The organism is Collimonas rhizosphaerae (genome assembly GCF_038896935.1).
Taxonomy (GTDB): Bacteria; Pseudomonadota; Gammaproteobacteria; order Burkholderiales; family Burkholderiaceae_D; genus Collimonas; species Collimonas rhizosphaerae.
Genome location: NZ_JBANDC010000006.1, coordinates 173652 through 197859 on the forward strand (window position 1 = coordinate 173652; position 24208 = coordinate 197859).

Here is a 24208-nt window from a genome sequence, read left to right on the forward strand (position 1 = left end):
GAGCCAGTGACGCTGGCGGTACTGAGAAGCCGGGCGCTGGCAGGCATGCAGGCGCCCGCGGTCACGGTCGAAGTCCACCTGGCCAACGGCCTGCCATCTTTTACCATCGTCGGCCTGCCCGAAACCGAGGTCAAGGAATCCAAAGACCGGGTCCGCGCAGCGCTGCAAAATGCGCGTTTCGAATTTCCCTCGCGCCGCATCACGGTCAACCTGGCGCCAGCCGATCTGCCGAAAGAATCGGGCCGTTTCGATTTGCCGATTGCGCTCGGCATCCTGGCGGCTTCGGGACAAATGCCGTCCGACCAGCTCGATCAATATGAATTTGCCGGGGAACTGTCGCTGTCTGGCGAATTGAGGCCGATACGCGGCGCGCTGGCGATGACTTTCGCCATGACCGCGGACAGCGGCGAACGCCGCGCTTTCATCCTGCCGCGCGGCAATGCCGATGAGGCGGCGCTGGTTGGCGATGCTTGCATTTTCCCGGCTGACAGTTTGTTGCAGGTATGCGCTCACTTTTCCTCTCTGCAACAGGAAACAAAACTGTCGCGCCACACAGCGGAGCCGCAACGGCGGCTGCCTCCCTACCTCGATTTCAGCGACGTCAAAGGACAGGCGCAGGCCAAACGCGCGCTGGAAGTGGCGGCGGCCGGCAACCATAGCGTGCTGCTGGTTGGCCCTCCGGGCACCGGAAAATCCATGCTGGCGGCGCGTTTTCCGGGAATCCTGCCGCCTATGAGCGATCGTGAAGCGCTGGAATCGGCCGCAGTGCAGTCGCTCACCAGCGGTTTTTCCGGCGCGCGCTGGAAGGTGCGGCCATACAGGGCGCCGCACCACACTGCGTCCGGCGTGGCGCTGGTGGGCGGCGGCAGCCCGCCGCGTCCGGGTGAAATTTCCCTGGCGCATCGCGGCGTCTTGTTCCTCGACGAACTGCCCGAGTTCGACAGGCGTGTGCTGGAAGTATTGCGCGAGCCGCTCGAATCCGGCCACATTACGATTTCGCGGGCCGCGCGCCAGGCCGATTTTCCCGCGCAGTTCCAGCTGCTGGCGGCGATGAACCCCTGCCCTTGCGGCTACCTCGGCCATGCGGCCAAGCCATGCCGCTGCACGCCCGACAATATCTTGCGTTACCAAAACAGGATTTCGGGACCGCTGCTGGATCGCATCGACATGCAGATCCAGGTGGCGGCCGTGCCTCACGATCAACTGCTCAAACAAGCCGATGGCGAATCTTCCACCGCGATCGCGGCCCGGGTGGCGCAAGTGCATGGGTTGCAGATGGTCCGCCAAGGCAAGCAAAACAATGGCTTGTCAGCCAATGAAATCGACCGCTTCTGCAAGCCCGACCAGGCCGGCGAAAAACTGCTGAGCGACGCGATGGCGCACCTGCACTGGTCGGCGCGCGCTTACCATCGGGTATTGAAAGTGGCGCGCACCATCGCCGACCTGGCCGCGGCCGATATCATCGGCGCAGCCCATGTGGCGGAGGCGATCCAGTACCGGCGCGCGCTGCAGGATAAATGAATCTTATGCCTGCTCAAAAAGACGCGGCGCTGCGTTCTTCGCCTGGTTCAGCAACAGTTCCGCCGCCTGCCAGGCTCGCTCCGCGGCCGACGGATCGTTGAACGCACGAGCGTCAATCGTGGCGCCATCGAGCAGCATCACAAACACGCCGGCCAGCTGTTTTGCGGCCTTGTCTGGCACTATCTCCAATAATAATTCTTCAAACCACCCGAACAATTTCACCCTGTAACGGATTGCCACTTCCGACACGCCAGGATAGGCAGTGCCAAATTCGGCAAGCGCCCTCTCGAATAAGCATCCGGCGAATTCAGGACTGCGAAACCAGGCTCCGTACCAGTCAAAAATGGCTTTGATGCGGGCGCCGGCATCTTCCATCGGCGCCAGCTGCCGAGCGATGCTGTCGACGATGAAAGTGAAGCGCTGCCCCAGGACCTCCCCGATCAGGTCGTTTTTTCCTGCGAAATGACGATACATGGTCATTCTCGCCACGTTTGATTCATCAATGATCCGATCCACGCCGACAGGATGGAAACCATGCGCAGAAAACAGCTCAGTCGCCTTATCCACTATTTGCTGGCGCTTGCCAGCCCCTCTTGTAATGTTGCCCACTAACTATCTCCAATGGAAATACCACAACGTCTCCACACGCCATCAATCATCTGAATAACATTTTGACAACCGACGTTTTCTGACGATAACGGGTGCAGCCTATCATTGGGCGGCTCTAGCAACGTTCAAGATTGCCAGATGGATATGACGAAATACTGCTACATGCACGTAGAACGGACTATATCTTTTAGTTTTCATTTGAAATATTTCTATACTTCCAGGCAATTTCCCGCAGTGTTGCAAGCTGCATGCTTGCACCATTAAATACAAGAGCAGGAAACTCAAGACGCGGCTGGAAGTCCAAAAATCATCAGGACTGGAGGCCATATGTTTAGCAAACCGAAAACCTACAAGGCCGGACATGATGGTTACGTTTCGGAAATCACGCTGTTCCTGGACAAGTTTCTGGAAGAGCACCCTGAAGTGATTGATGAGCAAAGCCGGGGCTGGCACATATTCTGGGATCGCGACGTCGACCTGGACGAACAGAACAGGGCCGGCAAGGACAGCGTGCCGGCCAAATCTTATTACTACAGCTGAATGCGCAGATAGCAATCCGGTTTAAGCTGATTTTAATTTGCGGCCGCTAAGATGGTTTCCGTAGGCGCGCCAGATCCATCTCTTCACCGTCGCGCCGACTTCTTTTCCTCATTCCGCCATCGCCCGTGCCGGGAGATGCATTTTTGGAGGAAGCATCATGAACAAGCGCTCTCTTTTTGCCGTATCAGTATTGCTGGCGGCCAATCTGGCCTTTGCGGCCGATGCCGTGCCGGGCCGGCTGCAACCGGTCACCAGCGGCGCCGTCACTTACTTGTCCGGCGGTATCGGACAAGACGAATCGACCGCCATACAACAGATGGCCAAAAATTATTCGCTGGAGCTCGAGTTTGTCATCAACGCCTCGCCCCGCGCCGAATTTACTTCTGACGTGCAGGTGAAGATCAGCGACGCCAGCCACAACGCAGTCCTGGATACCGTATCAAAAGGGCCTTTCCTGCTGGCGCAGCTGCCGGCAGGCCGTTACCGCCTTGAAGCAACCAAGGACGGCAAGAGCAAGGCTCAGGATGTGACAATCAAACAGGGATCGCATCAACACATCATGTTCGAATGGACCGAGTAGCGGATCTGCAACATCGCCGGCAAGGCCCGGCAACGGCAATTCAGGACTGCGGTGCAATGGGATCTGGCGATTTTGGATGGCTGTTAAGAAAAATGCATAGCCTTGATCAACATTTAGTTCGTGACAAACAGGAGTGCTGGCGTAGTATATAAATGAAATGAATGCTTAAGTTCTTCACCAGATAAATATGTCTCATCGGAAACATGTCTCTCGGAAAAGGAGTTAACAATAATATTTTCATTGGCTGGCTTGAAAACTGCTTACTCGATCATTACCTTCTGTCTTAACTACCGGGAGCGCATATGAACCTGATTTATAACAGTGACCAATACAGCGTCGTCGAATTTGGTGCCGATGAACAACGCGAAGCCTTGCGCTTCGGCGGCTATGAAATCGTCGATAAATCATTCAAGCGTGAGATTTTCATTGCTGGTGCCTTGGCCGAGTTTTTCCGTAAAGGAGTCGAAGATCTGATCGCGACCGAGCCAAGCATCGAAGATATCGATGCCTTTTTAGGCAATTACGACTCGATGATGAGTCAGCCCGTAACCTTGCAGTAATTTCTTTTCCGATCCACTTCGTTTCAGTCAACCTGCGGTTGCCGGCGCCGCCGGCTTCATCGGGAAGACTGGGGCGGCCTCGCCGTCTCCGCGGTTTCATCGCAGTCCGCTTCCTTTCGTCCCTTCATGTACGCCAATTCCAGTCCGATCCATAGTGCCCAGAGCGGCGTCCATGACCAGCTTGCGGCCACCGTCGCCAAACACGCGGCGCATGTTTTTCAAAAACCGGTCAGCATCTACAACCAGCGCGCTTTCGATGAGAGCATGGCGGCCTGGCGCGCTGCCGGCAGCTTGCCGCTGATCCTCGATGCGGGTTGCGGCGTCGGCCTGTCAACCATGCACCTGGCGGTGCTATATCCCGATCATTTCGTGATCGGCGTCGACCAGTCGGCAGACCGGGTCGGCCGCAACACCCTGTGGCCGGGCACGGCGCCGCTGCCCGGCAATTTCATGCGGATTCGTGCCGACCTGGTGGATTACTGGCGCCTGCTGCTGGCCGCAGGCGTTTTCCCGGCGCGGCATTATTTGCTGTATCCGAATCCATGGCCGAAGATTGGCCAGCTAAGCCGCCGCTGGCACGGCCATCCGGTGTTCCCTGATATCGTCGCGCTCGGCGGCATCCTGGAATGCCGCAGCAACTGGCAGATTTATGTGGAGGAATGCGCCAGCGCCCTGAGCCAGCTCAGCGGCAAGGAGGTTGGCTGCGAAGCATATCTGCCGCAACAGCCGATCACTCCGTTCGAGAGCAAATACCTGGCGTCCGGCCATCGTTTGTGGCGTTGCCAGGTTAACCTCGGCAAGCATTGAATCCCGCCGGCCGGAGCGGCTAGCGGGGGTACTCCGGCAGCTCAGATTTCGACTTTGGTGCCCAGTTCAACTACCCGGTTTACCGGGATATGGAAAAAGTCAGACGGCTTGGCGGCGTTCTGGTACATCCAGGCGAACAGTTTCTCGCGCCACAGCTGCATGCCAGGAATCTTGCTCGGGATCACGGTGTCGCGCGCCAGGAAAAACGACGTGTCCATGACATCGAACTCCAGGCCGAACTGGCTGCTGGCCAGGGCCATCACGGTATGGACATCAGGCGCTTCCTTGAAACCGAAAGCGGTGCGCAGGATGTACACATCGTTGCCCAGTTCCTTCAAGGTAAGGCGCTTGTCGTCTTCGACGAAAGGCACGTCCCAGATACTGATCTTCAAGAAAAACACGCGCTTGTGCAAAATGCGGTTGTGCTTCAGGTTGTGCAGCAGCGCTACCGGAACCGTGGCCACATTGCCGGTCATGAATACCGCCGTGCCTTCCACCCGGTGCGGCGGATGGGCTAGCAAGCCTTCGACGAAAGGTTCCAGCGGAATGCCTTCGTCCTTGGTGCGCTCGCGCAGCAGCATGCGGCCGGAGTACCAGGTCATCAGCAGGAAGAAGGCAAAACCGCCCAGCAGCAGAGGGAACCAGCCGCCGTCGACGATCTTCAGCAGGTTGGCCGCAAAGAAAGCGAAATCGACGATGAAGAAGGCGCTGATGACCAGCGCCACCAGGAACGGGTTCCATTTCCAGACCGTGCGCATGACGACTGCCGCCAGCACCGTGGTGATCAGCATGGTAGTGGTCACCGCAACGCCGTAAGCGGCGGCCAGGTTGTCGGATTTCTTGAACGCCAGCACCACCGCCACCACCAGTATCAGCAGCATCCAGTTGATCACCGGCACATAGATCTGGCCGCGTTCGTCTTCGGAAGTGTGCAGGATGCGCATGCGCGGCACGAAGCCCAGCAAGATGGCCTGGCTGGTGAGCGAGAACGCGCCGGAAATCACGGCTTGCGATGCAATCACGGTGGCAGCCGTGGCCAGGATCACCATCGGCAGCAGCAAGGCGTCAGGCACCATCAGGTAAAACGGATTCTGGATCGCGCTCGGATTGGTCAACAGGTTTGCGCCCTGGCCAAAATAATTCAGCATCAGGCAAGGCATCACGGTAAACAGCCAGGCAAAGCGGATCGGCCGGATGCCGAAGTGTCCCATGTCGGCGTACAGGGCTTCGGCGCCGGTCAGCACCAGCACCACCGAACCCAGCACGATGAAGGCTTGCAGCGCATGCTGCTGCATGAAGGCAAAAGCATAATAAGGATTGATCGCGGCCAGGATTTCAGGCGCCTTGATGACGTTGTAGACGCCCAGCAGGCCGAGCGACAGGAACCAGACGAACATCACCGGCCCGAACAGTTTGCCGACCACCGTGGTGCCGTGTTTCTGGATCAGGAACAACGCGATCAGGATCACCAGCGACAGCGGCACCACATAGCGGCTTAGCCCCGGCGTGGCGATTTCCAGCCCTTCCACCGCCGACAGCACCGAGATGGCAGGCGTGATCACGACGTCGCCGTAAAACATGCAGGCCCCGAACACACCCAGCATCATCAGCAGCTTGGCGCGGCCGGAACCGTTTTTTGCGGTGCGCAGCGACAGCGCCATCAACGCCAGCACCCCGCCTTCGCCGTTATTGTCGGCGCGCATCACGAACAAGACATATTTCAGCGAAACCACGATCGTGATGGCCCAGAACAGCATCGAGATAATCCCCAGCACTCCGGCCGGTGTGAACGGGATGCCATGTTCCGTGCTGAAGCACTCTTTCAGCGCATACAGCGGACTGGTGCCGATATCGCCAAACACGATGCCCAAAGCAGCCAGCGTAATGATGTGGAAACGGGATGACTTGAATCCGGCGCTATTGCTGTTTTGCGTATTGCTCATGTTCTCTCTCTTATTGGTAAGGGCAAGTCTGGCTATGGCCCGCTTACTTCAATTTGATATTTGCTTGAAACTTTTTGCGGCATTGCACAAGGAGGCGGATTTTACTCTCGAACCCGGGACCGGCACTAATTTGGAATGCTGCCGCCGTTGCTAAAATACATCCCCGCGCCCATCAATTTGTGCATATTTATGGTCAAGTTTAGCGAATCAGAGCGGTATTTATTGATAACAAAAGGCTATCATATTTGTGTTAACCGGCATTTTTCAACGCCAGCGCCCGCTCATACAGGGCGTTTTTCTTTTGCCCGGTAATTTGCGCCGCCAAGGCGGAAGCTTGCTTGATCGACAATTCCGCCAGCAGGATCTGCAAAACCCGCTCGCCTTCCGCACTATCGTCGAGCACGGCCGGCGCCGCTTCGACCAGCAGCACGAATTCGCCCTTCTGCCGGTTGCCGTCGGCCGCCAGCCAGGCCGGTGCGTCACCCAGGGGGCAGCGGTGCACGCTCTCGAACAGCTTGGTCAACTCGCGCGCCAGCACGATTTGACGATCCGGGCCGAAAGCCTGCAGCAAGGCATCGATGGTTTCCAGGATCCGGTGCGGCGCCTCGTACAGCACCAGGGTCGCAGCCGCGCCGGTCAGGCTGGCCAACACGATTTCGCGCTGCCGGGCCTTGCTCGGCAGGAATCCGACGAACTGGAACTGGTCGTTGACCAGGCCGCTGACCGACAGCGCGGTGACCGCCGCCGACGGCCCAGGCAGCGGCAAGGCGCGCAAACCGGCGCGCAGCACGGCGTCGACGATGCGCGCGCCAGGATCGGAGACTGCCGGCGTGCCGGCGTCCGACACCAGCGCGATGCGCTCGCCGGCCTGCAGCCGGGCCACGATTTTTTCCGCAACTTCCCGTTCGTTATGTTCGTGCGCCGCCAGCAAGGTCTTGGATAAACCGTAGCGGCCCAGCAAATGGGCGGTATTGCGCGTGTCCTCGCATGCCACCGCGTCGACCATGGACAATACGTGCAAGGCGCGCAGGCTGATATCGCAGACATTTCCGATCGGTGTGGCCAGCACATATAATGTCGACGCGGGATACGCTTGCTGCGCCACCTCATCCAAAATTGCTGGGTTGATGAGGTTGCTGGCAGATTGATGAGTCATGGGGAGTAATGAATGTTATATAAATGGGCCAGGCTGGCTTTGGCGATGTGTATCCTGTTCAACGGATTGTGCCCGCCTGCGCTGGCAAACACAACCACTGCGGGCGCCGCTGACCCCGATGGCGGCGCCGACACCATTCCGCTGGCCAGCATCGCCTTGCTGCTGCCCCTGCGCTCAGGTCCTCTGGGCGCGGCGGCCGACGCCGTGCGCGGCGGCTTCCTGAACGCCTATGAACGCGACAAGAATGGCCTGGCCGTGACCGTGATCGAAGCGGCCGACACGCCTGGCGACATGCTGGCAGCCTACCTGACCGCCAGCAAGAAATACGATATCGTGGTCGGCCCCTTGTCGCGCACCGGCCTCACCGCCATCATCCAGAACGGCAAGATAGAAAAACCGACCATCGCCCTGACCCAGCCGGATTTTTCCGGCGGCAAGGAAATCGCCCTGCCGGCGCAGCTGCTGCCGGTCGGCTTGTCGATCGAAGCTGAAGCGCGGCAGGTGGCGAGCTGGGTCGGCGCCGACTATGCGCCCGGCACGGTGTTCGTGCTGAGCACCAGCACCACCTGGCAAAAACGCGTCGCCAATGCCTTCATACAGCAGATCCAGGGCAGCGGACTGCATGCCGACCTGATGACCTTGAACCTTGAAGACGGCACGTTCAACGCCGGCGCGCTGGCGCAGCTGCAGCAACGGATCGAAAGCGAAAAACCGCGCCTGCTGTTCGCCGCCCTCAACGCCGACCAGGCCCGGCAGATTCGCAGCGCAGTCGGCCAGGAAACGCCGATCTTCGGCATTTCCCAGCTCAATCCGCTGACCCTCAACGACAACAATCCAGAACACCAGATCCCTGAACTGAACGGCGTACGGCTGCTCGACATTCCCTGGCAAGTGGAAGCCGACCATCCTGCCGTGATGGTGTATCCGCACCAGCCGGTGGCCGCCGACCAGCGCCGCAATGCCGACCTGGAACGGCTATATGCATTGGGCATCGACGCCTTCCGCATCGCGCATGAAATCGCCGCGCGCAATACGGTATTCCAGATCGACGGCGTGACCGGCCAGCTGAACATCAGCTTCGGCGTCGGCATGCCCAGCTTTGAGCGCATAGAACCGGCCGCGGCCTATCAGAACGGCGTCGTCACGCCGCTGGGTGCGCCCTGATCCGGCCCCGCGCCTGATGCAACCGTTGAAAGCGCCGACGCCGCGCCAGGCCAGCGGCCGGATGGCGGAAGACCGCGCGCTGGCCTACCTGCAGCAACGCGGATTGAAACTGGTCGAAAGGAATTTTCGCTGCAAGGGCGGTGAAATCGACCTGGTCCTGGCCGAGCCGGTTTCCGGCCTGCTGGTTTTTGTCGAAGTCAGGCAGCGCAACAGCCGGCGCTACGGCGGCGCCGCAGCCAGCGTCACGCGCAGCAAACAAGCCAAGCTGATCATCGCCGCCGAAGTGTTCCTGCAGCGCTACGCCCAGCCGCCGGCCTGCCGCTTCGATGTGGTCGCCATCGACGACGACGCGATCGAATGGATCAGGCAGGCGTTCGAAACATGATTAAGCTGCCGGCTTGACCGCTATAATCAGGCCACGATAACCATGGCAAGCATATCAGGCAGGAAACTAAGCAGAAAACTGTCCTGCCGGCGACGCGGACCACAAACCCCAGCATTCCACACAGAATACCGACATCATGATAAATCAACGCATCCTGGCGCACTTCAACGAAAGCGCCGAACTGAAAACCCGTGCAGCGGAAGTCCTGGCGGGCCCGATTGCCAGCGCGGTTGAACTTATGTTCTCTGCGCTGTCCAATGGCAACAAGATTCTTGCCTGCGGCAACGGCGGCTCTGCTGCCGACTGCCAGCATTTTGCGGCGGAACTGGTGGGACGCTTTGAACGGGAGCGGCTGCCGTTGCCGGCGCTGGCGCTGACTACCGATACTTCGATCATCACGGCGGTCGGCAACGATTACAGCTATAACGAAATCTTTTCCAAGCAGGTGCAAGCGTTTGGACAAGCCGGCGACGTACTGTTGGCGTTCTCGACATCGGGCAATTCCGCCAACGTGCTGGCTGCCATCGATGTCGCGCTGGAACGCGACATGCGCGTCGTCGCCATGACCGGCAAAGGCGGCGGCGCCATCGGCAAGAAACTGACTGAAGCAGATGTCCACATCTGTGTGCCGCACGACCGCACCGCGCGCATCCAGGAAGTCCATCTGTTAACGATTCACTGCTTATGCGACGGCATCGATGTCGCTTTATTTGGAGGAGATGCGAATGATTGATCGGCAAAACCCGGGTTGGAGCAACTGGCAGCGTCCGTTGGCTGCGGTAGCATTGTGCGGCACAGTGGTGATGGCTTTGCAAGGTTGCGTGGCGCTGGCGCTGGGCGGCGCTGTCGCCGGCGGCTTCGCCGCGACGGATCGCCGCACCCTGGGCGCGCAGACCGAAGACAAGGCCATCATGGTCAAGGCTGAAACGCGGATTCCCGGCGTGGTCGGCCAGGACGGCCACGTCAACGCCACCAGCTACAACCGCAAGGTGCTGCTGACCGGCGAAGTGCGCGACGATGCCGCCAAGGCAGCGGCTGAGCGCGAGGCCCAAGCCATCGAAAACGTGCATGCGGTAGCCAATGAACTGGCGATCGGCGCACCGTCGACTTTCTCCGCGCGCTCCAACGATACCTTCATCACCAGCAAGGTGATCGCCTCCCTGGTCGACGCCAAGGATGTATTCGGCAACTCGATCAAGGTGGTGACCGAACGCGGCAATGTCTACCTGATGGGCCGTGTCACTGAACGCGAAGGCAAGCGCGCCGCCGAAATCGCGGCAGGCGTCAGCGGCGTGCAAAAAGTGGTCAAGGTGTTTGATTACATCACCGAGGACGAATTGACGCAGATGTCGTCGGCGCCAAGGGAAAGCAGCAAGGAAAACGCCAAGTAATCGGCCTGCCTTTAGGGGCTGGATGGAATCCGGCTTGCTTTTCCGCTTCTTGTCATATAACGTTGCCGCTGGACAAATTGTCCGGCGGCTTTTTTTTGGGGAAAACCATGATCGGCTTCATCATTTTTCTGGCAATCGTGCTCGCCATCGTGTTTTGGGCGGTCGGTATCTACAACCGCCTGGTGAGCTTCCGCAACCGGTTCAAGAACTCGTTCGCCCAGATCGACGTGCAGCTCAAGCGCCGTTACGACCTGATCCCCAACCTGGTGGAAACCGCCAAGGGCTACATGAAGCATGAACGCGAGACGCTGGAAGCGGTGATCGCGGCGCGCAACCAGGCCGTCAGCGCCAATGCCAAGGTCGGCGGCAACGCCACCGACGCAGCGGCGGTACAGCAGATGGCGGCCAGCGAAGGCGCGCTCAGCGCCAGCCTGGGCAAGCTGTTTGCGTTGTCGGAAGCCTATCCGGACCTGAAAGCCAACCAGAACATGATGCAGCTGACGGAAGAGCTGACCGGCACTGAAAACAAGATCGGCTTTTCGCGCCAGGCATATAACGATAGCGTGATGGAATACAACACCGCGATCGAACAATTCCCCGGCTCGATCTTCGCCAACATGTTTGCTTTCAAGCCGGCCGAATTGCTGCAGGCAACCGAAGCGCCTGAAGAACGCAAGGCGGTCAAGGTGACGTTCTAAGCCCGGCGCGCAAGCGTAGCTGAAGCAGCGCGCATGACTTTCTTCGAACAGCAGCACCAGGCGCGCCAGGAAACCAGGAAACTGGTGTTCCTGTTCGTGCTGGCGGTGATCGCCATCGTGCTGGCGGTCAACCTTGCCATGGCGCTGTTATGGACGTTCAAGTTCGGCAGTCACCATGAGGTGCTGCGCCAATATCCGAAGGGCTTCTTCGAAGTCAATACCCTGGTCACGCTGCTGCTGATCGGCGGCGGCACCCTGATCCAGACCTTCAACCTGCGCGATGGCGGCGACGCCGTGGCGCAAATGGCCGGCGGCCGCATCGTCTCTCCCGCCAGCGGCGACCTGCAGGAACGGCGGCTGTTGAACGTGGTGGAAGAAATGGCGCTGGCGTCCGGCATTGCCTGCCCCAAGGTCTATCTGCTGGAGCGCGAAGATGCCATCAACGCCTTCGCCGCCGGCTACAACCAGAACGAGGCGGTAGTCGCGGTCACGCGCGGCACCTTGAACCGGCTCACGCGCGATGAACTGCAAGGCGTGGTCGGCCACGAGTTCAGCCATATCCTGAACGGCGACATGCGCATGAACATCCACCTGATCGGCGTCTTGTTCGGCATCCAGATGATCGCCGGCTTCGGCCAGCAGCTGATGAACTTCGGCCGCTTCTCCGGCAGCCGCAGCGACGACAAGGGCCCGCCGTGGCAGCTGGTGCTGTTCCTGGCCGGGCTGGCGTTGTTCCTGGTCGGCTATATCGGCATCTTCTTTGGCCGCCTGATCAAATCCGCGGTGTCGCGCCAGCGCGAATTCCTGGCCGACGCCAGCGCCGTCCAGTTCACCCGCAATCCTGAGGGCATAGGCGGCGCCTTGCGCAAGATCGGCGGTCTCACCGACGGCAAGAGAATCGGCTCGCAGATCGATCATCCGAATGCCGAGCAGCTGTCGCACATGTTCCTTGGCAGCGCCCGCCCCAACCTGCTGGACGGCTGGTTCGCCACCCATCCGCCGCTGGCGGAGCGCTTGAAGCGCATCTACGGCCGCAGCATGTCGCCGCTGGAAGCGCCGGAACTGGCGGTGCCGTATGCCGCCAGCGAAGAACGCCTGCCTGACCTGCCGTTTGCCGCTGCTGCTGCCGGCCTGGCGGGCGCAGCGGCGGTACCGGCAGCCGCGCCGGCGGCCGGCGGATTGCCGACGCCGTCGCTCGAATTCGGCAACAGCAGCGGCAAAGCCGCGCTGTCATCCCAGCTCAACGGCGCGGTGCGCGATCCTTTCTCGGCGCGCGCGGTGGTCTATGCCCTGCTGCTGGGTGAAGGCGCAGAGCGCGCAACGCAGCTCGCGCTGCTCAAGCAGGAGGCGCCGCAGCAGGCAGCGCTGACTACTTTCCTGGAGGAATCGATTGCGCAGCTGCCGCTCAGCGCCAGGCTGCCCTTGGTTGACCTGGCGATGCCTGCATTGCGTCAGCTGGCGCAAGCCGAGCGCGACAAGATGCTGGCGCTGGTGGACCAGCTGATCGCCGCCGACAGCCGCATCACGCTGGCTGAGTTCGTGCTGCAAACCATCCTGGCGCGCCGCCTGGCGCTGCGCTCCGGGCGCCTGGTGCCGGTCAGGTTCAATCGCCTGTCCGAACTGAGCGGCGACATCGCCGTGCTGCTGTCGCTGGTAGCGCATGTGGCAGTGCCGGCCAACCATGCCGATGCTGTCGGCGCGCGGCTGGCGGCGTTCCTGCGCGGCGCCCGGCTGTGCCCTGAACTCAATCTCGCCGCCCAGCACTATTGCGACGGCGCCAGCCTCGGCTTCCCGCAGGTAAGGCTGGCGCTGGACCATGCCAACCAGCTGGCGCCGCTGGCCAAGCCGCAGCTGGTCAAAGCCCTGCTGGCCGTGGCTGACGATGGCGCCCCGCTGCAGATCGCCAGCGCCGACATCCTGCGTGCAATCTGCGCCGGCATCGAAGCGCCGATTCCGCCCGCGGTGGCTGCCACTTATCACGCCTACCCGTGGCAATTCGACAACTGACCGTTAATTTCGGGGCTTTCGGCAGAGCCGCTCCCAGATAGTTATAATGGGTCTTTCCGGGTTTCGCCCGTACTGGATTCTGTCATGCAAGCTCAAGTTGAAAACACCGCCGGCAAACGGCTCTGGATCAAGGTTGCAGGCGCCGCCGCGGTGGTAGCGCTGGCGCTGGCCGGCTACCTGTCGATGGCCAACACCCATGCGGCGCCCGATGTCACGTTCACCAATATCAAGGGCGAACAGGTATCGCTGAAGAGCTTGCGCGGCAAAGTGGTGATGGTGAATTTCTGGGCCACCAGCTGCACCACCTGTGTCGCCGAAATGCCGCAAATGGTGCAGACCTACAATATGTACAAGGACAAGGGCCTCGACTACGTGGCCGTGGCGATGAGCTACGATCCGCCCAACTACGTCATGAATTTCGTGCAAACCCGCAGCCTGCCGTTCCAGGTCGCCCTGGATACGCAAAGCAAGCTGGCCGATTCCTTTGGCGACGTCAAGCTGACGCCGACCACTTTCGTCATCGACAAGCAAGGCAACATCATCAAGCGCTACGTGGGCGCGCCCAAGTTTGAAGAGTTGCATGCCTTGCTCGACAAGGCACTCGCGGCAGCATAAAAAAAGGCGCTTCAAGCGCCTTTTTTCATATCCGCCTTTTTGCCAGGCTTATCTCGACGTCGCCGCGCGCGAAGCCGTGTCATACAGGCCCGAGGCGGTGCGCAGCAACTTGGCGGCGTCGCCCAGCGCCTGGTTCGACAAACCGGTGTCCGACAGCACGGTGACCAGGCACTCCTCGCGCATTTCACGGTATTTGAGGCACAGCGCGTAACCGCTTGCCGTGGCGGAAAAATACGCTTCCTTGCCGACTTTCCCGCTTTCTATGTAACCGGCTTTCACCAGTTTCTTCAGCGCGTAGCTGGCGATGTGCGTGTCCTCGATATTCAGCACAAAGCAGATGTCGGCCAGGCTCTTTTTGCGTTCGCGATGGCAAACGTGGTGCAGCAAGGATACTTCAACCGGCGTCATGTCCTTGACGCCGGCCGCCGACATGCAGCGCGCCATCCAGCGGTTGAATGCATTGCCGGCAATAATCAACGCATATTCCAGTTCCGACAGCTCGACGCTGCTTTCCGAAGCCAGGTGGGCGGAAGACAGGATTTTAGGTGCGGCGACGTTCATACATTTCTCACAAAACGACAAGAAAAATCAATCATACAACCAGTTGTACCAAAAACCAGAGTGAATTCAAACCGACACTCCAGCAACATTACACGCTATTTACATACAAATTATTGACATTTTATTTTTGATGAAGGATATTGCCCTTTGCTTAAACTCTGATTTACAAAGAGTAAGCTTGTTGGGGGTAGACTGATTCGGCAGGCTGCGACGGCTGCGAACTTGTTCCGCCATTTTTCTTTGCAATACAACGTGTTGTCCCAGCAATCGAGGAACAGGGCCTTGCAACAGCCAGGCCCGGCGCCGCGATTGCCGACCATTCTGCCGAAGGAAACCAGTCGCAATGACCCAAGCCGTCATACAAGTTCTTGGCGAAAGCGCCCTGATATTGCATACAGGAGCCAGCGCCACCCTGGATTGCCAGCAGCGCTTGTGGGCCATCGCCGCCAAGGCCGCGCATTGGCCGCACGTACGCGATGTGGTGCCGGGCATGAATAACCTGACTGTGCTGTTCGACCCGCTGGCGGCCGACGCCGGGCAGCTGGCGGACAAGCTGCAGAACGCATGGGACGCAGCTGCCACCAGCCAGAAAGCCGGACGGAAGATCGACATCCCGGTTACCTACGGCGGCGCCTGCGGCCCCGACCTGGAAGAAGTCGCGCGCCACACCGGCCTGTCGCCGGCAGAAATCGTCAAGCGTCATACGGCGGCTGAATACATCGTCTATTTCATCGGCTTCCAGCCCGGCTTCCCTTACCTGGGCGGCCTCGACCCCCAGCTGGCCACACCGCGCCGCAGCGAGCCACGGCTAGTGGTGCCGGCGGGGTCGGTCGGCATCGGCGGCAGCCAGACCGGGATCTATCCGGCAGCCTCGCCCGGCGGCTGGCAACTGATCGGCCACAGCGCGCTGCGCCTGTTCGATCCCGCCGCCAATCCCCCTACCTTGCTGCAACCGGGCGACCGCGTGCGCTTTGTCGCTAGCGAGGTGATCGCATGATCAAGATCATTCGCGCCGGCCGCATCAACTCGGTTCAGGACATGGGCCGCAGCGGGTTCCGCCATCTCGGCGTCTGCCAGTCGGGGGCGCTGGACCGCACCGCGCTGGCCATCGCCAACCTGCTGGTCGGCAATCCGCACGGCGCCGCCGCCATCGAATTCACGCTTGGCCCCTGCGAGCTGGCGTTCACGGCCGATTGCCGCATCGCCTTGGGCGGCGCGGATTTCGCGGCGACGCTGGACGACAAGCCGCTGCCGTCATGGTGGAGCGTGCGTGCGCGCGCCGGCCAGACCCTGAAGCTGAACGCAGCGCGGCACGGCATGCGCGCCTACCTGGCAGTCTCCGGCGGCATCGACTCCGCCATCCAGCTGGGCTCGCGCGCCACCGACCTGCAAGCCGGTTTCGGCGGCCATGGCGGCTGTGCGCTGGCCGAAGGCGACAGCCTGCCAACCGGCGCGCCGGACAACCCCGGAGCAGCGCTGCATACCGCGCCGTCTTTCGGCGTCCGCCCGCCCTCCTGGTACGAAACCGACGATACAGAAACGCTGGCGATCCGCGTGATCCCCGGCCCCGAATATGAGTTATTCACGCAAGCCGCGCAAAAGACTTTCTGGAACAGCGACTGGACCCTGACGCCGCAAAGCAACCGCATGGGCTTCCGCCTGAGCGGCCCGGAACTGAAGATCAAGAAAGGCAGCGACCTGCTGTCCCACGGCGTGCTGCCGGGCGTGATCCAGGTACCGCCTGCCGGCCAGCCCATCGTGCTGATGGCGGATGCGCAGACCACCGGCGGTTATCCGAAAATCGGCGTGGTGATCAGCGCTGACCTGGCCAGGCTGGCCCAGCTGCGCTTTAACCGCACCATACAGTTTGTCGAATGCGACGCCGCCCAGGCGCGCGAAGAATTACGCCAGGACGCCTTGTATCTGCAGCAGATCGAAGCCGCGATGCACTGGCTGCGTCCGGCCAGATAGGAGCAGACGATGCCCAAGAAAAAATCACAGCAGGTAGACCTCAACGCCGACCTCGGCGAACAAAGCGACGGCAGCGATGAAGCGCTGCTGGCGCTGGTCAGTTCGGCCAATATCGCTTGCGGCTGGCATGCCGGCAGCGCCCTGATGATGCAGCAATGCGTGGCCTGGGCGGTGGCGCAAGGCGTCGCCATCGGCGCCCATCCCAGCTTTCCCGACCGCGACAATTTCGGCCGCACCGAAATGCAGCTGCCGGCCAATGAAATCTATAGCGGCGTGCAGTACCAGATCGGTGCGCTGGCGGCGATCGCCGGCGCGCACGGCGTCCAGCTGACGCACGTCAAGCCGCACGGCGCGCTGTACAACATGGCGGCGCGCGACGCCAAACTGGCGGACACCATCGCCGCCGCCATCCGCGACGTCGATCCGGGCCTGGCCCTGTTCGGCCTGGCCGGCAGCGAACTGGCCGCCGCCGCCCGCCGCGCCGGCCTGCATGCCGTGGAAGAAGTGTTTGCCGACCGCGGCTACATGGCGGACGGCAGCCTGGTCAAGCGCGGCACGCCCGGCGCCCTGATCGAAGACGAGGAACAGGCACTGGCACAAACCATGCATATGATCCGCGAAGGCAAGGTCCATGCGATCGACGGCAGCTGGGCGCCGGTCAAGGCCGACACGGTATGCCTGCACGGCGACGGTGCACACGCGCTGGCCTTTGCGCACCGCATCCATGACGAGCTGACACGGCAAGGCATTGCCATCCGCGCGCCGCGGGCGGTAGCTGCCGACACCCTGTTTCCGCTGCTGGGTTAAGAAACAGCAACACCAAGCAATACCAGGCAACACCAGAAAATCAACAGAATCGACGGCGCAGCAACGACCGTCTCAACATGAGGAGATAGCAATGACCGTAACAGAATTGTTGCCGCTGATCGGCATACCGATCGTAGTAGCCGGCTTCGCCTTCAAATTCAACCCCTTGCTGGTGGTGACCGTGGCGGGCCTGGCGACCGGCTTGTCGGTCGGCATGGATCTCGGCACATTGCTGGAAACCTTCGGCGAAAAATTCGTCAACAGCCGTTCGCTGGCGACCTTCCTGCTGATCCTGCCGGTCATCGGGCTGCTTGAAAGCTATGGCCTGAAAGAGCGGGCGCAGGACTGGATCGCCAGCCTGGCCAATGCTACCTCGGCACGCATCCTGATGCTGTATTTCGTATTGCGCCAGTTCCTCGGCGCGCTCGGCCTCACCTACATCGGCGGCCAGGCGCAAACCGTACGGCCCTTGCTGGCGCCGATGGTGGAAGGCGCCGCAGTCGCTAAATACGGCGAACTGCCGGTCCCGATCCGCGACAAGATCCGCGCCCATGCCGCCGCCTGCGACAACATTGCCGTGTTCTTCGGCGAAGACATTTTCATCGCCTTCGGCGCGGTGCTGCTGATGGACGCCTTCCTCAAGGAAAACGGCATCAGCAATATCGAACCGCTGCATCTCGGCTTGTGGGCCATCCCGACCGCCATCGCCGCGCTGATCATCCACATGACGCGCCTGACCCGGCTCGACGCCAGCATCCGGCGCGACGTCGAAGCCTGGCAAAAATCCACAGGCCAGGAGGTGGCAGCATGAAGACCCTTCTCACCATCAACGAGATTTATTACCTGGTCGGCATCATCGTCATGCTGCTGGTCGGCATGACATTGCGCGACAAAGGTAATCCGAAACGCCTGACCACGGCCTTGTTCTGGTTCCTGTTCGGCGCGGTGTTCCTGTTTGGCGACATGCTGGTGGCCGGACTCGGCAAGCCGCTGGCCTACCGCGTCATCGGCAGCGTGGTCGTGGTGATTTCCCTGATCGCCGGTTGCGGCCTGCTGTCGGCCGGCTCTTACAAGCAACGCAGCGCTGAAGAACGCCAGGCATCGGCCAACCGTTTCGGCAACTGGATCTTCCTGCCGGCGCTGCTGATCCCGCTGATCACCGTCCTGTGCACCGTGCTGCTGAAGAATGTCTCGGTCGGCGGCGTCTACCTGCTCGACCAGAAGCAGTTGACGCTGGCGGCGCTATGCGTAGCCAGCGTCTGCGCCATCCTGGCCGGCTGGAAACTGACTGGCGGTACGCCGCTGCAGGCCGTGCGCGAATCGCGCCGGCTGGTCGACGCCATCGGCTGGGCCGCGATCCTGCCGCAGATGCTGGCCATGCTGGGCGGGGTGTTCGTCGCCGCCCAGACCGGCAAATCGGTGCAGGAAGTAGTCACCCTGTTCGTCAATCCCGACAACCGTTTCATGCTGGTCGTGATTTACTGCGTCGGCATGGCCTTGTTCACCATGATCATGGGCAACGCCTTTGCGGCCTTCCCGGTGATGACCGCCGGCATCGCGCTTCCATTCCTGATCACAGGCCAGCACGCCGATCCGGCGCCGCTGGTCACCATCGGCATGCTGGCAGGTTATTGCGGTACGCTGATGACACCGATGGCCGCCAACTACAACATCGTGCCGGCGGCGCTGCTGGAGCTGACCGACAAATACAAGGTGATCAAGATACAGATTCCTACGGCGCTGACACTGCTGGCCGCCAACGTACTGTTGATGTACTTCATCGCGTTCCGCTAAGGAGATACCATGCACCTGACCCTTGACCAGGTTTCCGCCTTCGCGCGCTTGCCCTTGCGTTCGCTGCGCCACGAGTACCCTAACCACATCATGCATGTCTTGAACGGACCGCAGGATGCGTTGTCGCCGCGCGTCCTGCACCCGGTGTTCTACGGCTGCTACGACTGGCACTCGGCGGTGCACGGCTACTGGCTGCTGGCGCGCTGCGCCCGGCTGTATCCGGCGCTGCCGCAGCAGGATGAAATCGCTGCGCTGTTCGACGACCACTTCAGCGCCGCCAACATGCAGCAGGAACTGGCGTATTTCCAGGCGCCGGGACGGGTCTCCTTCGAACGTCCCTACGGCTGGGCCTGGATCATGGCGCTGGCGCAGGAACTGGAAACCTGGCAGCACCCCAAGGCCAAGGCCTGGCTGGCGGCGATGGAACCGCTGACGGCTGAAATACGCAGCCGCGTGTTCAGCTATTTTTCCAAGCTCGGTTATGCGATCCGGGTCGGCACCCACTACAACAGCGCGTTTGCCTTGAAGCTGATACTCGATTTCGCGCGCCACCGCAACGATACGGAATTGGAAAACGCGATCGTCAATGCCGCCTGCCGTTACTTCATGGGCGACAGCAATTACCCGGCGCACTACGAACCCGGCGGCGACGAATTCCTGTCGGCGGCGCTGACTGAAGCCTTGCTGATGGCGGACGTGCTCGAGGCCGATGTGTTCGTCGACTGGTTCGCCCAGTACCTGCCGGCGCTGGCCGATATCGACCGCCTGATGAATCCGGCCGACGTCAGCGACCATAGCGATCCCAAGATCGCCCATCTGAACGGCTTGAACCTGAGCCGCGCCTGGTGCATGAAGCGGATTGCCCGGCGCCTGCCGGAAAACGACCCGGCTGCCGCCACGCTGGCCGCGGCGGCGCGGCGCCATATAGAAGCCGGCCTGCCGCATGTCGTCAGCGGCGAATACGCCGGCGAGCACTGGCTGGCGACATTTGCCATGCTGGCGATGGAAACAGTCAGCTAAGGCGGAACAGCACATGACCCGGCACACAATTTTGCTCACCGGTTTCGAGCCGTTCGAACAGGAACCGCTTAATCCGTCGTGGGAGGCGGTGCGCGCGCTGGACGGCTGGCCATGCGCCGGCGCCCACGTTGCGGCGCGCCAGCTGCCCTGCGTGTTCGGCCAGGCATTGCAAGTGCTGGAGCAACTGATGGAAGAACTCAAGCCGGCCCTGGTGATCTGCGTCGGCCAGGCCGGCGGCCGCAGCCAGATGTCGCTGGAACGGGTAGCGATCAATGTCGACGATGCGCGGATCGCCGACAATGCCGGCCGCCAGCCCATCGACCAGCCGATCCGCAGCGGCGGCCCGGCAGCGTATTTTTCAACGCTGCCGATCAAGGGCATGGCCAAGGCGATGCGCGCTGCCGGCATCCCCGCGGAAGTGTCGCAAACCGCCGGCACTTTCGTTTGCAACCATGTGTTCTACGGCTTGATGGACCGGCTGGCGGCGCATGCACCCGCGGTGCGCGGCGGCTTCATCCATATCCCTTACATTCCGTCGCAGGCGGCGCGTCATCCCGGCCAGCCCAGCCTGGCGCTGGAAACGCTGGTCGAAGGTTTGCGCATCGCACTGCAGAGCGCCATGACCTTGCAACAGGATGTGGAAGAAGGCGGCGGCCAGCTGCACTGATTGCAGCAGGTGCGGATCGCGTTAATTTCCTGATGCCGTGCAGGCGATCTTGTATCATTGGCTTAATGGGGACAGGCCCTAGCTACAGGAAACCGTATGTCGGAAACTCAAGTCGTGGTCGTTAGTCCCGAAGGCGAGTTATACGCCGGGAGCGCCGGGTTGGTCACTCTGCCAGGCATCGCCGGCTCGCTCGGCATCTTGCCCGGCCACACGCCGCTGCTGACCCGCCTGAGGCCGGGCGCGGTCCATATCAAGCGGGTGAGCGGCGAAGACGATTACATTTATGTCGCCGGCGGCTACGCCGAAATCCAGCCGCACTCCGTCACCATCCTGGCCGACACTGCGATCCGCGGCAAAGACCTCGACGAAGCCAAAGCCACCGCGGCCAGGCAGCAGGCCGAGGAACGTTTGCAAAACCAGGCATCGAATATCGACTACGCCATCGCGCAAGCCGAACTGGCGGAAGCCACGGCGCAACTGGCGACGCTGGCGCAAATGCGGCGCGGTAAATAAGCTGGTTTAGGCGCCGGGCGCCTTGTCGCAGATCACCGTGATCGCGGCCTAGGCGCCCAGGCAAGGCCTATCGCGGCTGTGGCCTGTCTTGGCCCGGTCGGCCTGGCCTGTTGCCGCCATGCGACGGCCGGCCGCCTGGCGGCTTCGCTCCTTGCGGCGGACGGTGCCCACCGCCGAATCCGGGCGGCCGCGGCCGGCCCGGCGCCACTACAGGCGGTTTCGGGAACGGCCTCGGCGGCGGCCGCACCACTACCGGCGGACGCGGCCGATGGTGCGGACGATGCGCCCAATGCGACTGCTGCCCGTACCACGGACGTCCGCGATAATTCTGCCCCCAGTAAGCGCCGATGCTGAAAGCGATGATCGGCAATCCGATAGCGCTGCCGTAAGTGATCAGCGGCACCTGGCTGCCCTGGTAGGGATAGTTCAGGTTTTGCGCAAACACCCAGCCGCGGTTGCCGTCAGGGAGCGACACATCGCACCAGCTATAGCCGTTGATACAGCCAGCCACCGTTACCGGAGTGCCCGGCCGCAGCTGGGCCACCAGCGGATAATCACGCGCCGGACCGGCGCGCAGGTTGACGTTCTTGCTGGTGAATGCCTGCTGCTGGGCGATTGCCGCAACAGGCAGGCCGAGGCAGGCAACTGCAATCAGCGGTAACAGACGGATGCGAAACATGACCACCTCCAATGGATTGACAATCGATGCCGGGCGCAGCCAAGAATACCGCGAAAATTACCCCATGGAAATATATGATTCACTGATACCCGCTATCACGCAGCATGGCGATGAATAGCCGCAAGGTGGCCGGCATCTGGCGCCGGCTCGGATAATAAAGGAAGAATCCCGACATCGGCTGGCACCACGCATCCAGCACGCGCAGCAGGCGGCCTTGCTCTATCGATTCCTGCGCCTGCGCTTCATAGACATACGCCAGGCCGATGCCGTCGAGCGCGGCGCGCAGTATCAGTTCATCGTCGTCCAGCAGCAAAGGGCCGTCGACCGCAATCGCCAGCGGCTCGCCGTCTTTGCTGAACTCCCAGGCATACACCGCGCCGCTGGGGAAGCGGCGGCCGACGCAAGCATGCTGTTTCAGTTCCTGCGGCTGCCGCGGCAGACCCCGGCGCGCCGCATACATGGGCGAAGCCACCACGATCAGGCGCACCGGCGGCCCCAACGGCAAGGCGACCATGTCCTGCGCCAGGCTCTCTCCGAAACGGATGCCGGCATCGAAGCCGCCGGCGACGATATCGACCAGGCCGTCATCGGTCACCACTTCCAGCCGAATCTGCGGATAAGCCGCCAGGAAACGCGCAAACAACGGCGCCAGCAGCAGCCGCGCCGCTGGCCGCGGCACGTTCAGGCGCAAAGTGCCGCGCGGCGTATCGCGGAAATCGTTGAGCCGCTCCAGCGCTTCGCCGATCTCGCGCAACGCCGGCTCCAACCGCAGCAGCAGCTGCAGCCCGGCTTCGGTCGGCGTCACGCTGCGCGTGGTGCGGTTGAGCAGGCGCACCGCCAGGCGCGTTTCCAGCGTCCGTATGGCATGGCTCAGGGCCGACGCGGAAACGCCGCACTCGAGGGCCGCCTTGCTGAAACTGCGATGGCGGGCGACGCAGGCAAATGCATCCAGTTCGCTGAGGCCGGGTTTATTCATTCATGAATTATTTTCAGTATTTCATTGAATATAACATGGCTTATCGCCAGCAATGATGGAGAGGATACTGGCTTCAATCCCACTACGAAAGGAATTTCCCATGAAAACCCGCACATTAGGACGCAACGGCCTGCAAGTCTCCGCACTCGGCCTCGGCTGCATGGGCATGAGCTTCGGCTACGGCGGCGCCGATGACGCGCAGTCTGTCCGTACCCTGCAGCATGCCGTCGAACTGGGCGTAACCCATTTCGATACCGCCGAAGTCTACGGCCCTTATGTCAATGAAGAACTGGTCGGGCGCGCGCTCAAGGCAGTCCGCGGACAGGTCACCATCGCCACCAAGTTCGGCTTCAGGATTTCGCCGCATGGCGAAGGCGTGGCGCGCATGGCCGGCGTCGACAGCCGGCCGGAACATGTGCGGACCGCCGTCGAAGGTTCGCTCAAGCGCCTTGGTGTGGAGACCATCGACCTGCTGTACCAGCACCGGGTCGATCCGCAAGTCGCCATCGAGGATACGATGGGCGCGATGGCCGAGCTGGTGCGTGCCGGCAAAGTACGCCACCTGGGCCTGTCGGAAGTCTCCGCCGCCACCCTGCGGCGCGCCCATGCAGTGCATCCGATTGCCGCCGTGCAGTCCGAATATTCCTTGTGGAGCCGCGACCAGGAGAATGAAGTGCTGCCGGCTTGCGCCGAACTGGGCGTGGGTTTTGTGCCGTACAGCCCGCTCGGCCGCGGTTTCCTGACCGGCAAGCTGAGCACCACGCAAGGACTGGCGGCCGACGACTACCGCCGCACGCTGCCGCGTTTCCAGGATCAGGCGATGCAAAGCAACCGCGTCCTGCTTGAAGCGCTGGTAACGCTGGCCGGCCGCCGCGGCTGCACGCCGGCGCAGCTGGCGCTGGCCTGGCTGCTGGCGCAAGGCGAACAGATCATGCCTATCCCCGGGGTCAGGCAGATCAAGCATCTGGAAGAGAACGTAGCAGCGGCTGATATCGTGCTGCGGACCGACGAACTGGCTGCCATCCGCGCCGCGCTGCCGGACGAAAAAATCGTCGGCCAGCGCTACGGCGCCAAGGAGCTGGAAATGATCAATCTTTGATCAGGGAGGGTTTCGATAAAGCCAGCACCAACCGGATCGCTGAAGTGGCGCGCGTGAACGTTGGCTCGCTTTATCAAGATTACCTGGGCAATGAGGCGCTGGTTGCCGCCGGCTCGCAGATCGACAGTTGATTTGGTGGTGTGCC

28 protein-coding genes are annotated in these 24208 nt (G+C 61.5%); 22 read left to right on the top strand and 6 right to left on the bottom strand.

From position 1 onward, the window contains the following. Positions 1 to 6: 6 nt before the first annotated feature. Positions 7 to 1521, top strand: coding sequence for a YifB family Mg chelatase-like AAA ATPase (locus V8G57_RS10695; protein ID WP_342829360.1), 1515 nt, complete (start codon positions 7 to 9; stop codon positions 1519 to 1521). A gap of 3 nt (positions 1522 to 1524) precedes the next feature. Here V8G57_RS10695 and V8G57_RS10700 read toward each other — a convergent pair whose 3' ends face one another. After that, entirely contained in the window at positions 1525 to 2130 is a 606-nt protein-coding gene (locus V8G57_RS10700) for a TetR/AcrR family transcriptional regulator (protein WP_342829361.1), read from the bottom strand. A gap of 327 nt (positions 2131 to 2457) precedes the next feature. Between V8G57_RS10700 and V8G57_RS10705 the strand changes: the two genes are divergently transcribed. The 4 genes from V8G57_RS10705 to trmB all read left to right on the top strand — a co-directional run bounded on the left by V8G57_RS10705 (position 2458) and on the right by trmB (position 4617). Then, a complete protein-coding gene (locus V8G57_RS10705) occupies positions 2458 to 2670 on the top strand; it encodes a DUF3460 family protein (RefSeq protein WP_342829362.1) in 213 nt (70 codons plus the stop codon). Between the two features lie 157 nt (positions 2671 to 2827). Then, the gene (locus V8G57_RS10710; protein WP_092395491.1) at positions 2828 to 3250 is read left to right on the top strand and encodes a peptidase associated/transthyretin-like domain-containing protein; all 423 of its coding nucleotides are present in this window, start codon (positions 2828 to 2830) and stop codon (positions 3248 to 3250) included. Positions 3251 to 3552: 302 nt separating this feature from the next. After that, complete coding sequence (locus V8G57_RS10715; protein WP_014008142.1) at positions 3553 to 3810, top strand: BTH_I0359 family protein; 258 nt, start codon at positions 3553 to 3555, stop codon at positions 3808 to 3810. A gap of 126 nt (positions 3811 to 3936) precedes the next feature. After that, positions 3937 to 4617, top strand: a complete 681-nt coding sequence (trmB, locus tag V8G57_RS10720) for a tRNA (guanine(46)-N(7))-methyltransferase TrmB (protein ID WP_342829364.1) — start codon at positions 3937 to 3939, stop codon at positions 4615 to 4617. 41 nt (positions 4618 to 4658) lie between these two features. Here the strand turns inward: trmB and V8G57_RS10725 are convergent, their stop codons facing one another. Then, on the bottom strand, positions 4659 to 6560 hold the full coding sequence (locus tag V8G57_RS10725; RefSeq protein WP_092395495.1) for a potassium transporter Kup: 1902 nt from the start codon (positions 6558 to 6560) through the stop codon (positions 4659 to 4661). A 250-nt stretch (positions 6561 to 6810) separates the two neighbouring features. Then, positions 6811 to 7716 (bottom strand): 16S rRNA (cytidine(1402)-2'-O)-methyltransferase, encoded by a 906-nt coding sequence (rsmI, locus tag V8G57_RS10730; RefSeq protein ID WP_342829365.1) that lies wholly within the window; start codon positions 7714 to 7716, stop codon positions 6811 to 6813. A gap of 12 nt (positions 7717 to 7728) precedes the next feature. On the opposite strand from rsmI, the gene V8G57_RS10735 reads away from it, so the two are divergent. The 7 genes from V8G57_RS10735 (at position 7729) to V8G57_RS10765 (ending at position 13976) form a co-directional block, all read left to right on the top strand. Further along, positions 7729 to 8880 carry a penicillin-binding protein activator gene (locus V8G57_RS10735; RefSeq protein WP_092395499.1) on the top strand — a complete coding sequence of 384 codons (1152 nt, stop codon included), beginning with the start codon at positions 7729 to 7731 and terminating at the stop codon, positions 8878 to 8880. A 16-nt stretch (positions 8881 to 8896) separates the two neighbouring features. Continuing rightward, on the top strand, positions 8897 to 9265 hold the full coding sequence (locus V8G57_RS10740) for a YraN family protein (RefSeq protein ID WP_342829367.1): 369 nt from the start codon (positions 8897 to 8899) through the stop codon (positions 9263 to 9265). 136 nt (positions 9266 to 9401) lie between these two features. After that, the gene (locus V8G57_RS10745) at positions 9402 to 9998 is read left to right on the top strand and encodes a phosphoheptose isomerase (RefSeq protein WP_092395501.1); all 597 of its coding nucleotides are present in this window, start codon (positions 9402 to 9404) and stop codon (positions 9996 to 9998) included. Further along, on the top strand, positions 9991 to 10656 hold the full coding sequence (locus V8G57_RS10750; RefSeq protein WP_092395503.1) for a BON domain-containing protein: 666 nt from the start codon (positions 9991 to 9993) through the stop codon (positions 10654 to 10656). Before V8G57_RS10745 ends, V8G57_RS10750 begins: the two co-directional genes overlap by 8 nt. Positions 10657 to 10763: 107 nt before the next feature. Continuing rightward, positions 10764 to 11354 carry a LemA family protein gene (locus tag V8G57_RS10755; protein WP_092395691.1) on the top strand — a complete coding sequence of 197 codons (591 nt, stop codon included), beginning with the start codon at positions 10764 to 10766 and terminating at the stop codon, positions 11352 to 11354. Positions 11355 to 11387: 33 nt separating this feature from the next. Next, positions 11388 to 13361, top strand: coding sequence for a M48 family metallopeptidase (locus V8G57_RS10760; RefSeq protein ID WP_342829368.1), 1974 nt, complete (start codon positions 11388 to 11390; stop codon positions 13359 to 13361). An 84-nt stretch (positions 13362 to 13445) separates the two neighbouring features. Next, positions 13446 to 13976, top strand: coding sequence for a TlpA disulfide reductase family protein (locus V8G57_RS10765; RefSeq protein ID WP_092395507.1), 531 nt, complete (start codon positions 13446 to 13448; stop codon positions 13974 to 13976). A gap of 48 nt (positions 13977 to 14024) precedes the next feature. Here V8G57_RS10765 and V8G57_RS10770 read toward each other — a convergent pair whose 3' ends face one another. Further along, positions 14025 to 14537, bottom strand: coding sequence for a winged helix DNA-binding protein (locus tag V8G57_RS10770; RefSeq protein WP_092395509.1), 513 nt, complete (start codon positions 14535 to 14537; stop codon positions 14025 to 14027). Between the two features lie 343 nt (positions 14538 to 14880). Between V8G57_RS10770 and pxpB the strand changes: the two genes are divergently transcribed. From pxpB to V8G57_RS10810, 8 genes are all read left to right on the top strand, one after another. Then, positions 14881 to 15534 carry a 5-oxoprolinase subunit PxpB gene (pxpB, locus tag V8G57_RS10775; RefSeq protein WP_342829369.1) on the top strand — a complete coding sequence of 218 codons (654 nt, stop codon included), beginning with the start codon at positions 14881 to 14883 and terminating at the stop codon, positions 15532 to 15534. Continuing rightward, complete coding sequence (locus V8G57_RS10780) at positions 15531 to 16508, top strand: 5-oxoprolinase subunit C family protein (RefSeq protein WP_342829371.1); 978 nt, start codon at positions 15531 to 15533, stop codon at positions 16506 to 16508. Before pxpB ends, V8G57_RS10780 begins: the two co-directional genes overlap by 4 nt. Before the next feature lie 9 nt (positions 16509 to 16517). Next, the gene (pxpA, locus tag V8G57_RS10785) at positions 16518 to 17315 is read left to right on the top strand and encodes a 5-oxoprolinase subunit PxpA (protein WP_342829373.1); all 798 of its coding nucleotides are present in this window, start codon (positions 16518 to 16520) and stop codon (positions 17313 to 17315) included. Positions 17316 to 17406: 91 nt separating this feature from the next. Next, positions 17407 to 18126 (top strand): DUF969 domain-containing protein, encoded by a 720-nt coding sequence (locus tag V8G57_RS10790; RefSeq protein WP_342829374.1) that lies wholly within the window; start codon positions 17407 to 17409, stop codon positions 18124 to 18126. Next, positions 18123 to 19109 carry a DUF979 domain-containing protein gene (locus tag V8G57_RS10795; protein ID WP_092395519.1) on the top strand — a complete coding sequence of 329 codons (987 nt, stop codon included), beginning with the start codon at positions 18123 to 18125 and terminating at the stop codon, positions 19107 to 19109. The genes V8G57_RS10790 and V8G57_RS10795 overlap by 4 nt, the downstream gene beginning before the upstream one ends. A gap of 9 nt (positions 19110 to 19118) precedes the next feature. Then, positions 19119 to 20129 (top strand): DUF2891 domain-containing protein, encoded by a 1011-nt coding sequence (locus V8G57_RS10800; RefSeq protein ID WP_092395521.1) that lies wholly within the window; start codon positions 19119 to 19121, stop codon positions 20127 to 20129. 13 nt (positions 20130 to 20142) lie between these two features. After that, positions 20143 to 20796, top strand: a complete 654-nt coding sequence (gene pcp, locus V8G57_RS10805) for a pyroglutamyl-peptidase I (protein ID WP_342829378.1) — start codon at positions 20143 to 20145, stop codon at positions 20794 to 20796. A gap of 96 nt (positions 20797 to 20892) precedes the next feature. Next, positions 20893 to 21309 (top strand): F0F1 ATP synthase subunit epsilon, encoded by a 417-nt coding sequence (locus tag V8G57_RS10810; RefSeq protein WP_092395525.1) that lies wholly within the window; start codon positions 20893 to 20895, stop codon positions 21307 to 21309. A 67-nt stretch (positions 21310 to 21376) separates the two neighbouring features. Here the strand turns inward: V8G57_RS10810 and V8G57_RS10815 are convergent, their stop codons facing one another. Both V8G57_RS10815 and V8G57_RS10820 read right to left on the bottom strand, forming a co-directional pair. Then, complete coding sequence (locus V8G57_RS10815) at positions 21377 to 21988, bottom strand: SH3 domain-containing protein (RefSeq protein WP_342829380.1); 612 nt, start codon at positions 21986 to 21988, stop codon at positions 21377 to 21379. Between the two features lie 79 nt (positions 21989 to 22067). Continuing rightward, positions 22068 to 22964 carry a LysR family transcriptional regulator gene (locus tag V8G57_RS10820; protein ID WP_342829383.1) on the bottom strand — a complete coding sequence of 299 codons (897 nt, stop codon included), beginning with the start codon at positions 22962 to 22964 and terminating at the stop codon, positions 22068 to 22070. A 100-nt stretch (positions 22965 to 23064) separates the two neighbouring features. Here V8G57_RS10820 and V8G57_RS10825 point away from each other — a divergent pair, with 100 nt between their 5' ends. Together V8G57_RS10825 and V8G57_RS10830 are read left to right on the top strand one after the other, a co-directional pair. Next, positions 23065 to 24063, top strand: a complete 999-nt coding sequence (locus tag V8G57_RS10825) for an aldo/keto reductase (protein ID WP_342829384.1) — start codon at positions 23065 to 23067, stop codon at positions 24061 to 24063. Between the two features lie 44 nt (positions 24064 to 24107). After that, positions 24108 to 24194, top strand: a complete 87-nt coding sequence (locus V8G57_RS10830; protein ID WP_342829472.1) for a hypothetical protein — start codon at positions 24108 to 24110, stop codon at positions 24192 to 24194. Positions 24195 to 24208 lie beyond the last annotated feature (14 nt).

Bases quoted from the DNA above. Each gene is read 5' to 3' on its own strand.
- pxpB (WP_342829369.1), top strand. From the start codon at position 14,881: ATGACCCAAGCCGTCATACAAGTTCTTGGCGAAAGCGCCCTGATATTG.
- V8G57_RS10750 (WP_092395503.1), top strand. From the start codon at position 9,991: ATGATTGATCGGCAAAACCCGGGTTGGAGCAACTGGCAGCGTCCGTTG.
- V8G57_RS10760 (WP_342829368.1), top strand. From the start codon at position 11,388: ATGACTTTCTTCGAACAGCAGCACCAGGCGCGCCAGGAAACCAGGAAA.
- V8G57_RS10790 (WP_342829374.1), top strand. From the start codon at position 17,407: ATGACCGTAACAGAATTGTTGCCGCTGATCGGCATACCGATCGTAGTA.
- V8G57_RS10820 (WP_342829383.1), bottom strand. From the start codon at position 22,964: ATGAATAAACCCGGCCTCAGCGAACTGGATGCATTTGCCTGCGTCGCC.
- V8G57_RS10715 (WP_014008142.1), top strand. From the start codon at position 3,553: ATGAACCTGATTTATAACAGTGACCAATACAGCGTCGTCGAATTTGGT.
- V8G57_RS10735 (WP_092395499.1), top strand. From the start codon at position 7,729: ATGTTATATAAATGGGCCAGGCTGGCTTTGGCGATGTGTATCCTGTTC.
- rsmI (WP_342829365.1), bottom strand. From the start codon at position 7,716: ATGACTCATCAATCTGCCAGCAACCTCATCAACCCAGCAATTTTGGAT.
- pxpA (WP_342829373.1), top strand. From the start codon at position 16,518: ATGCCCAAGAAAAAATCACAGCAGGTAGACCTCAACGCCGACCTCGGC.
- V8G57_RS10795 (WP_092395519.1), top strand. From the start codon at position 18,123: ATGAAGACCCTTCTCACCATCAACGAGATTTATTACCTGGTCGGCATC.
- V8G57_RS10770 (WP_092395509.1), bottom strand. From the start codon at position 14,537: ATGAACGTCGCCGCACCTAAAATCCTGTCTTCCGCCCACCTGGCTTCG.
- V8G57_RS10740 (WP_342829367.1), top strand. From the start codon at position 8,897: ATGCAACCGTTGAAAGCGCCGACGCCGCGCCAGGCCAGCGGCCGGATG.
- V8G57_RS10780 (WP_342829371.1), top strand. From the start codon at position 15,531: ATGATCAAGATCATTCGCGCCGGCCGCATCAACTCGGTTCAGGACATG.
- V8G57_RS10810 (WP_092395525.1), top strand. From the start codon at position 20,893: ATGTCGGAAACTCAAGTCGTGGTCGTTAGTCCCGAAGGCGAGTTATAC.
- V8G57_RS10745 (WP_092395501.1), top strand. From the start codon at position 9,402: ATGATAAATCAACGCATCCTGGCGCACTTCAACGAAAGCGCCGAACTG.
- V8G57_RS10825 (WP_342829384.1), top strand. From the start codon at position 23,065: ATGAAAACCCGCACATTAGGACGCAACGGCCTGCAAGTCTCCGCACTC.
- pcp (WP_342829378.1), top strand. From the start codon at position 20,143: ATGACCCGGCACACAATTTTGCTCACCGGTTTCGAGCCGTTCGAACAG.
- V8G57_RS10755 (WP_092395691.1), top strand. From the start codon at position 10,764: ATGATCGGCTTCATCATTTTTCTGGCAATCGTGCTCGCCATCGTGTTT.
- V8G57_RS10815 (WP_342829380.1), bottom strand. From the start codon at position 21,988: ATGTTTCGCATCCGTCTGTTACCGCTGATTGCAGTTGCCTGCCTCGGC.
- trmB (WP_342829364.1), top strand. From the start codon at position 3,937: ATGTACGCCAATTCCAGTCCGATCCATAGTGCCCAGAGCGGCGTCCAT.
- V8G57_RS10705 (WP_342829362.1), top strand. From the start codon at position 2,458: ATGTTTAGCAAACCGAAAACCTACAAGGCCGGACATGATGGTTACGTT.
- V8G57_RS10710 (WP_092395491.1), top strand. From the start codon at position 2,828: ATGAACAAGCGCTCTCTTTTTGCCGTATCAGTATTGCTGGCGGCCAAT.
- V8G57_RS10725 (WP_092395495.1), bottom strand. From the start codon at position 6,560: ATGAGCAATACGCAAAACAGCAATAGCGCCGGATTCAAGTCATCCCGT.
- V8G57_RS10800 (WP_092395521.1), top strand. From the start codon at position 19,119: ATGCACCTGACCCTTGACCAGGTTTCCGCCTTCGCGCGCTTGCCCTTG.
- V8G57_RS10765 (WP_092395507.1), top strand. From the start codon at position 13,446: ATGCAAGCTCAAGTTGAAAACACCGCCGGCAAACGGCTCTGGATCAAG.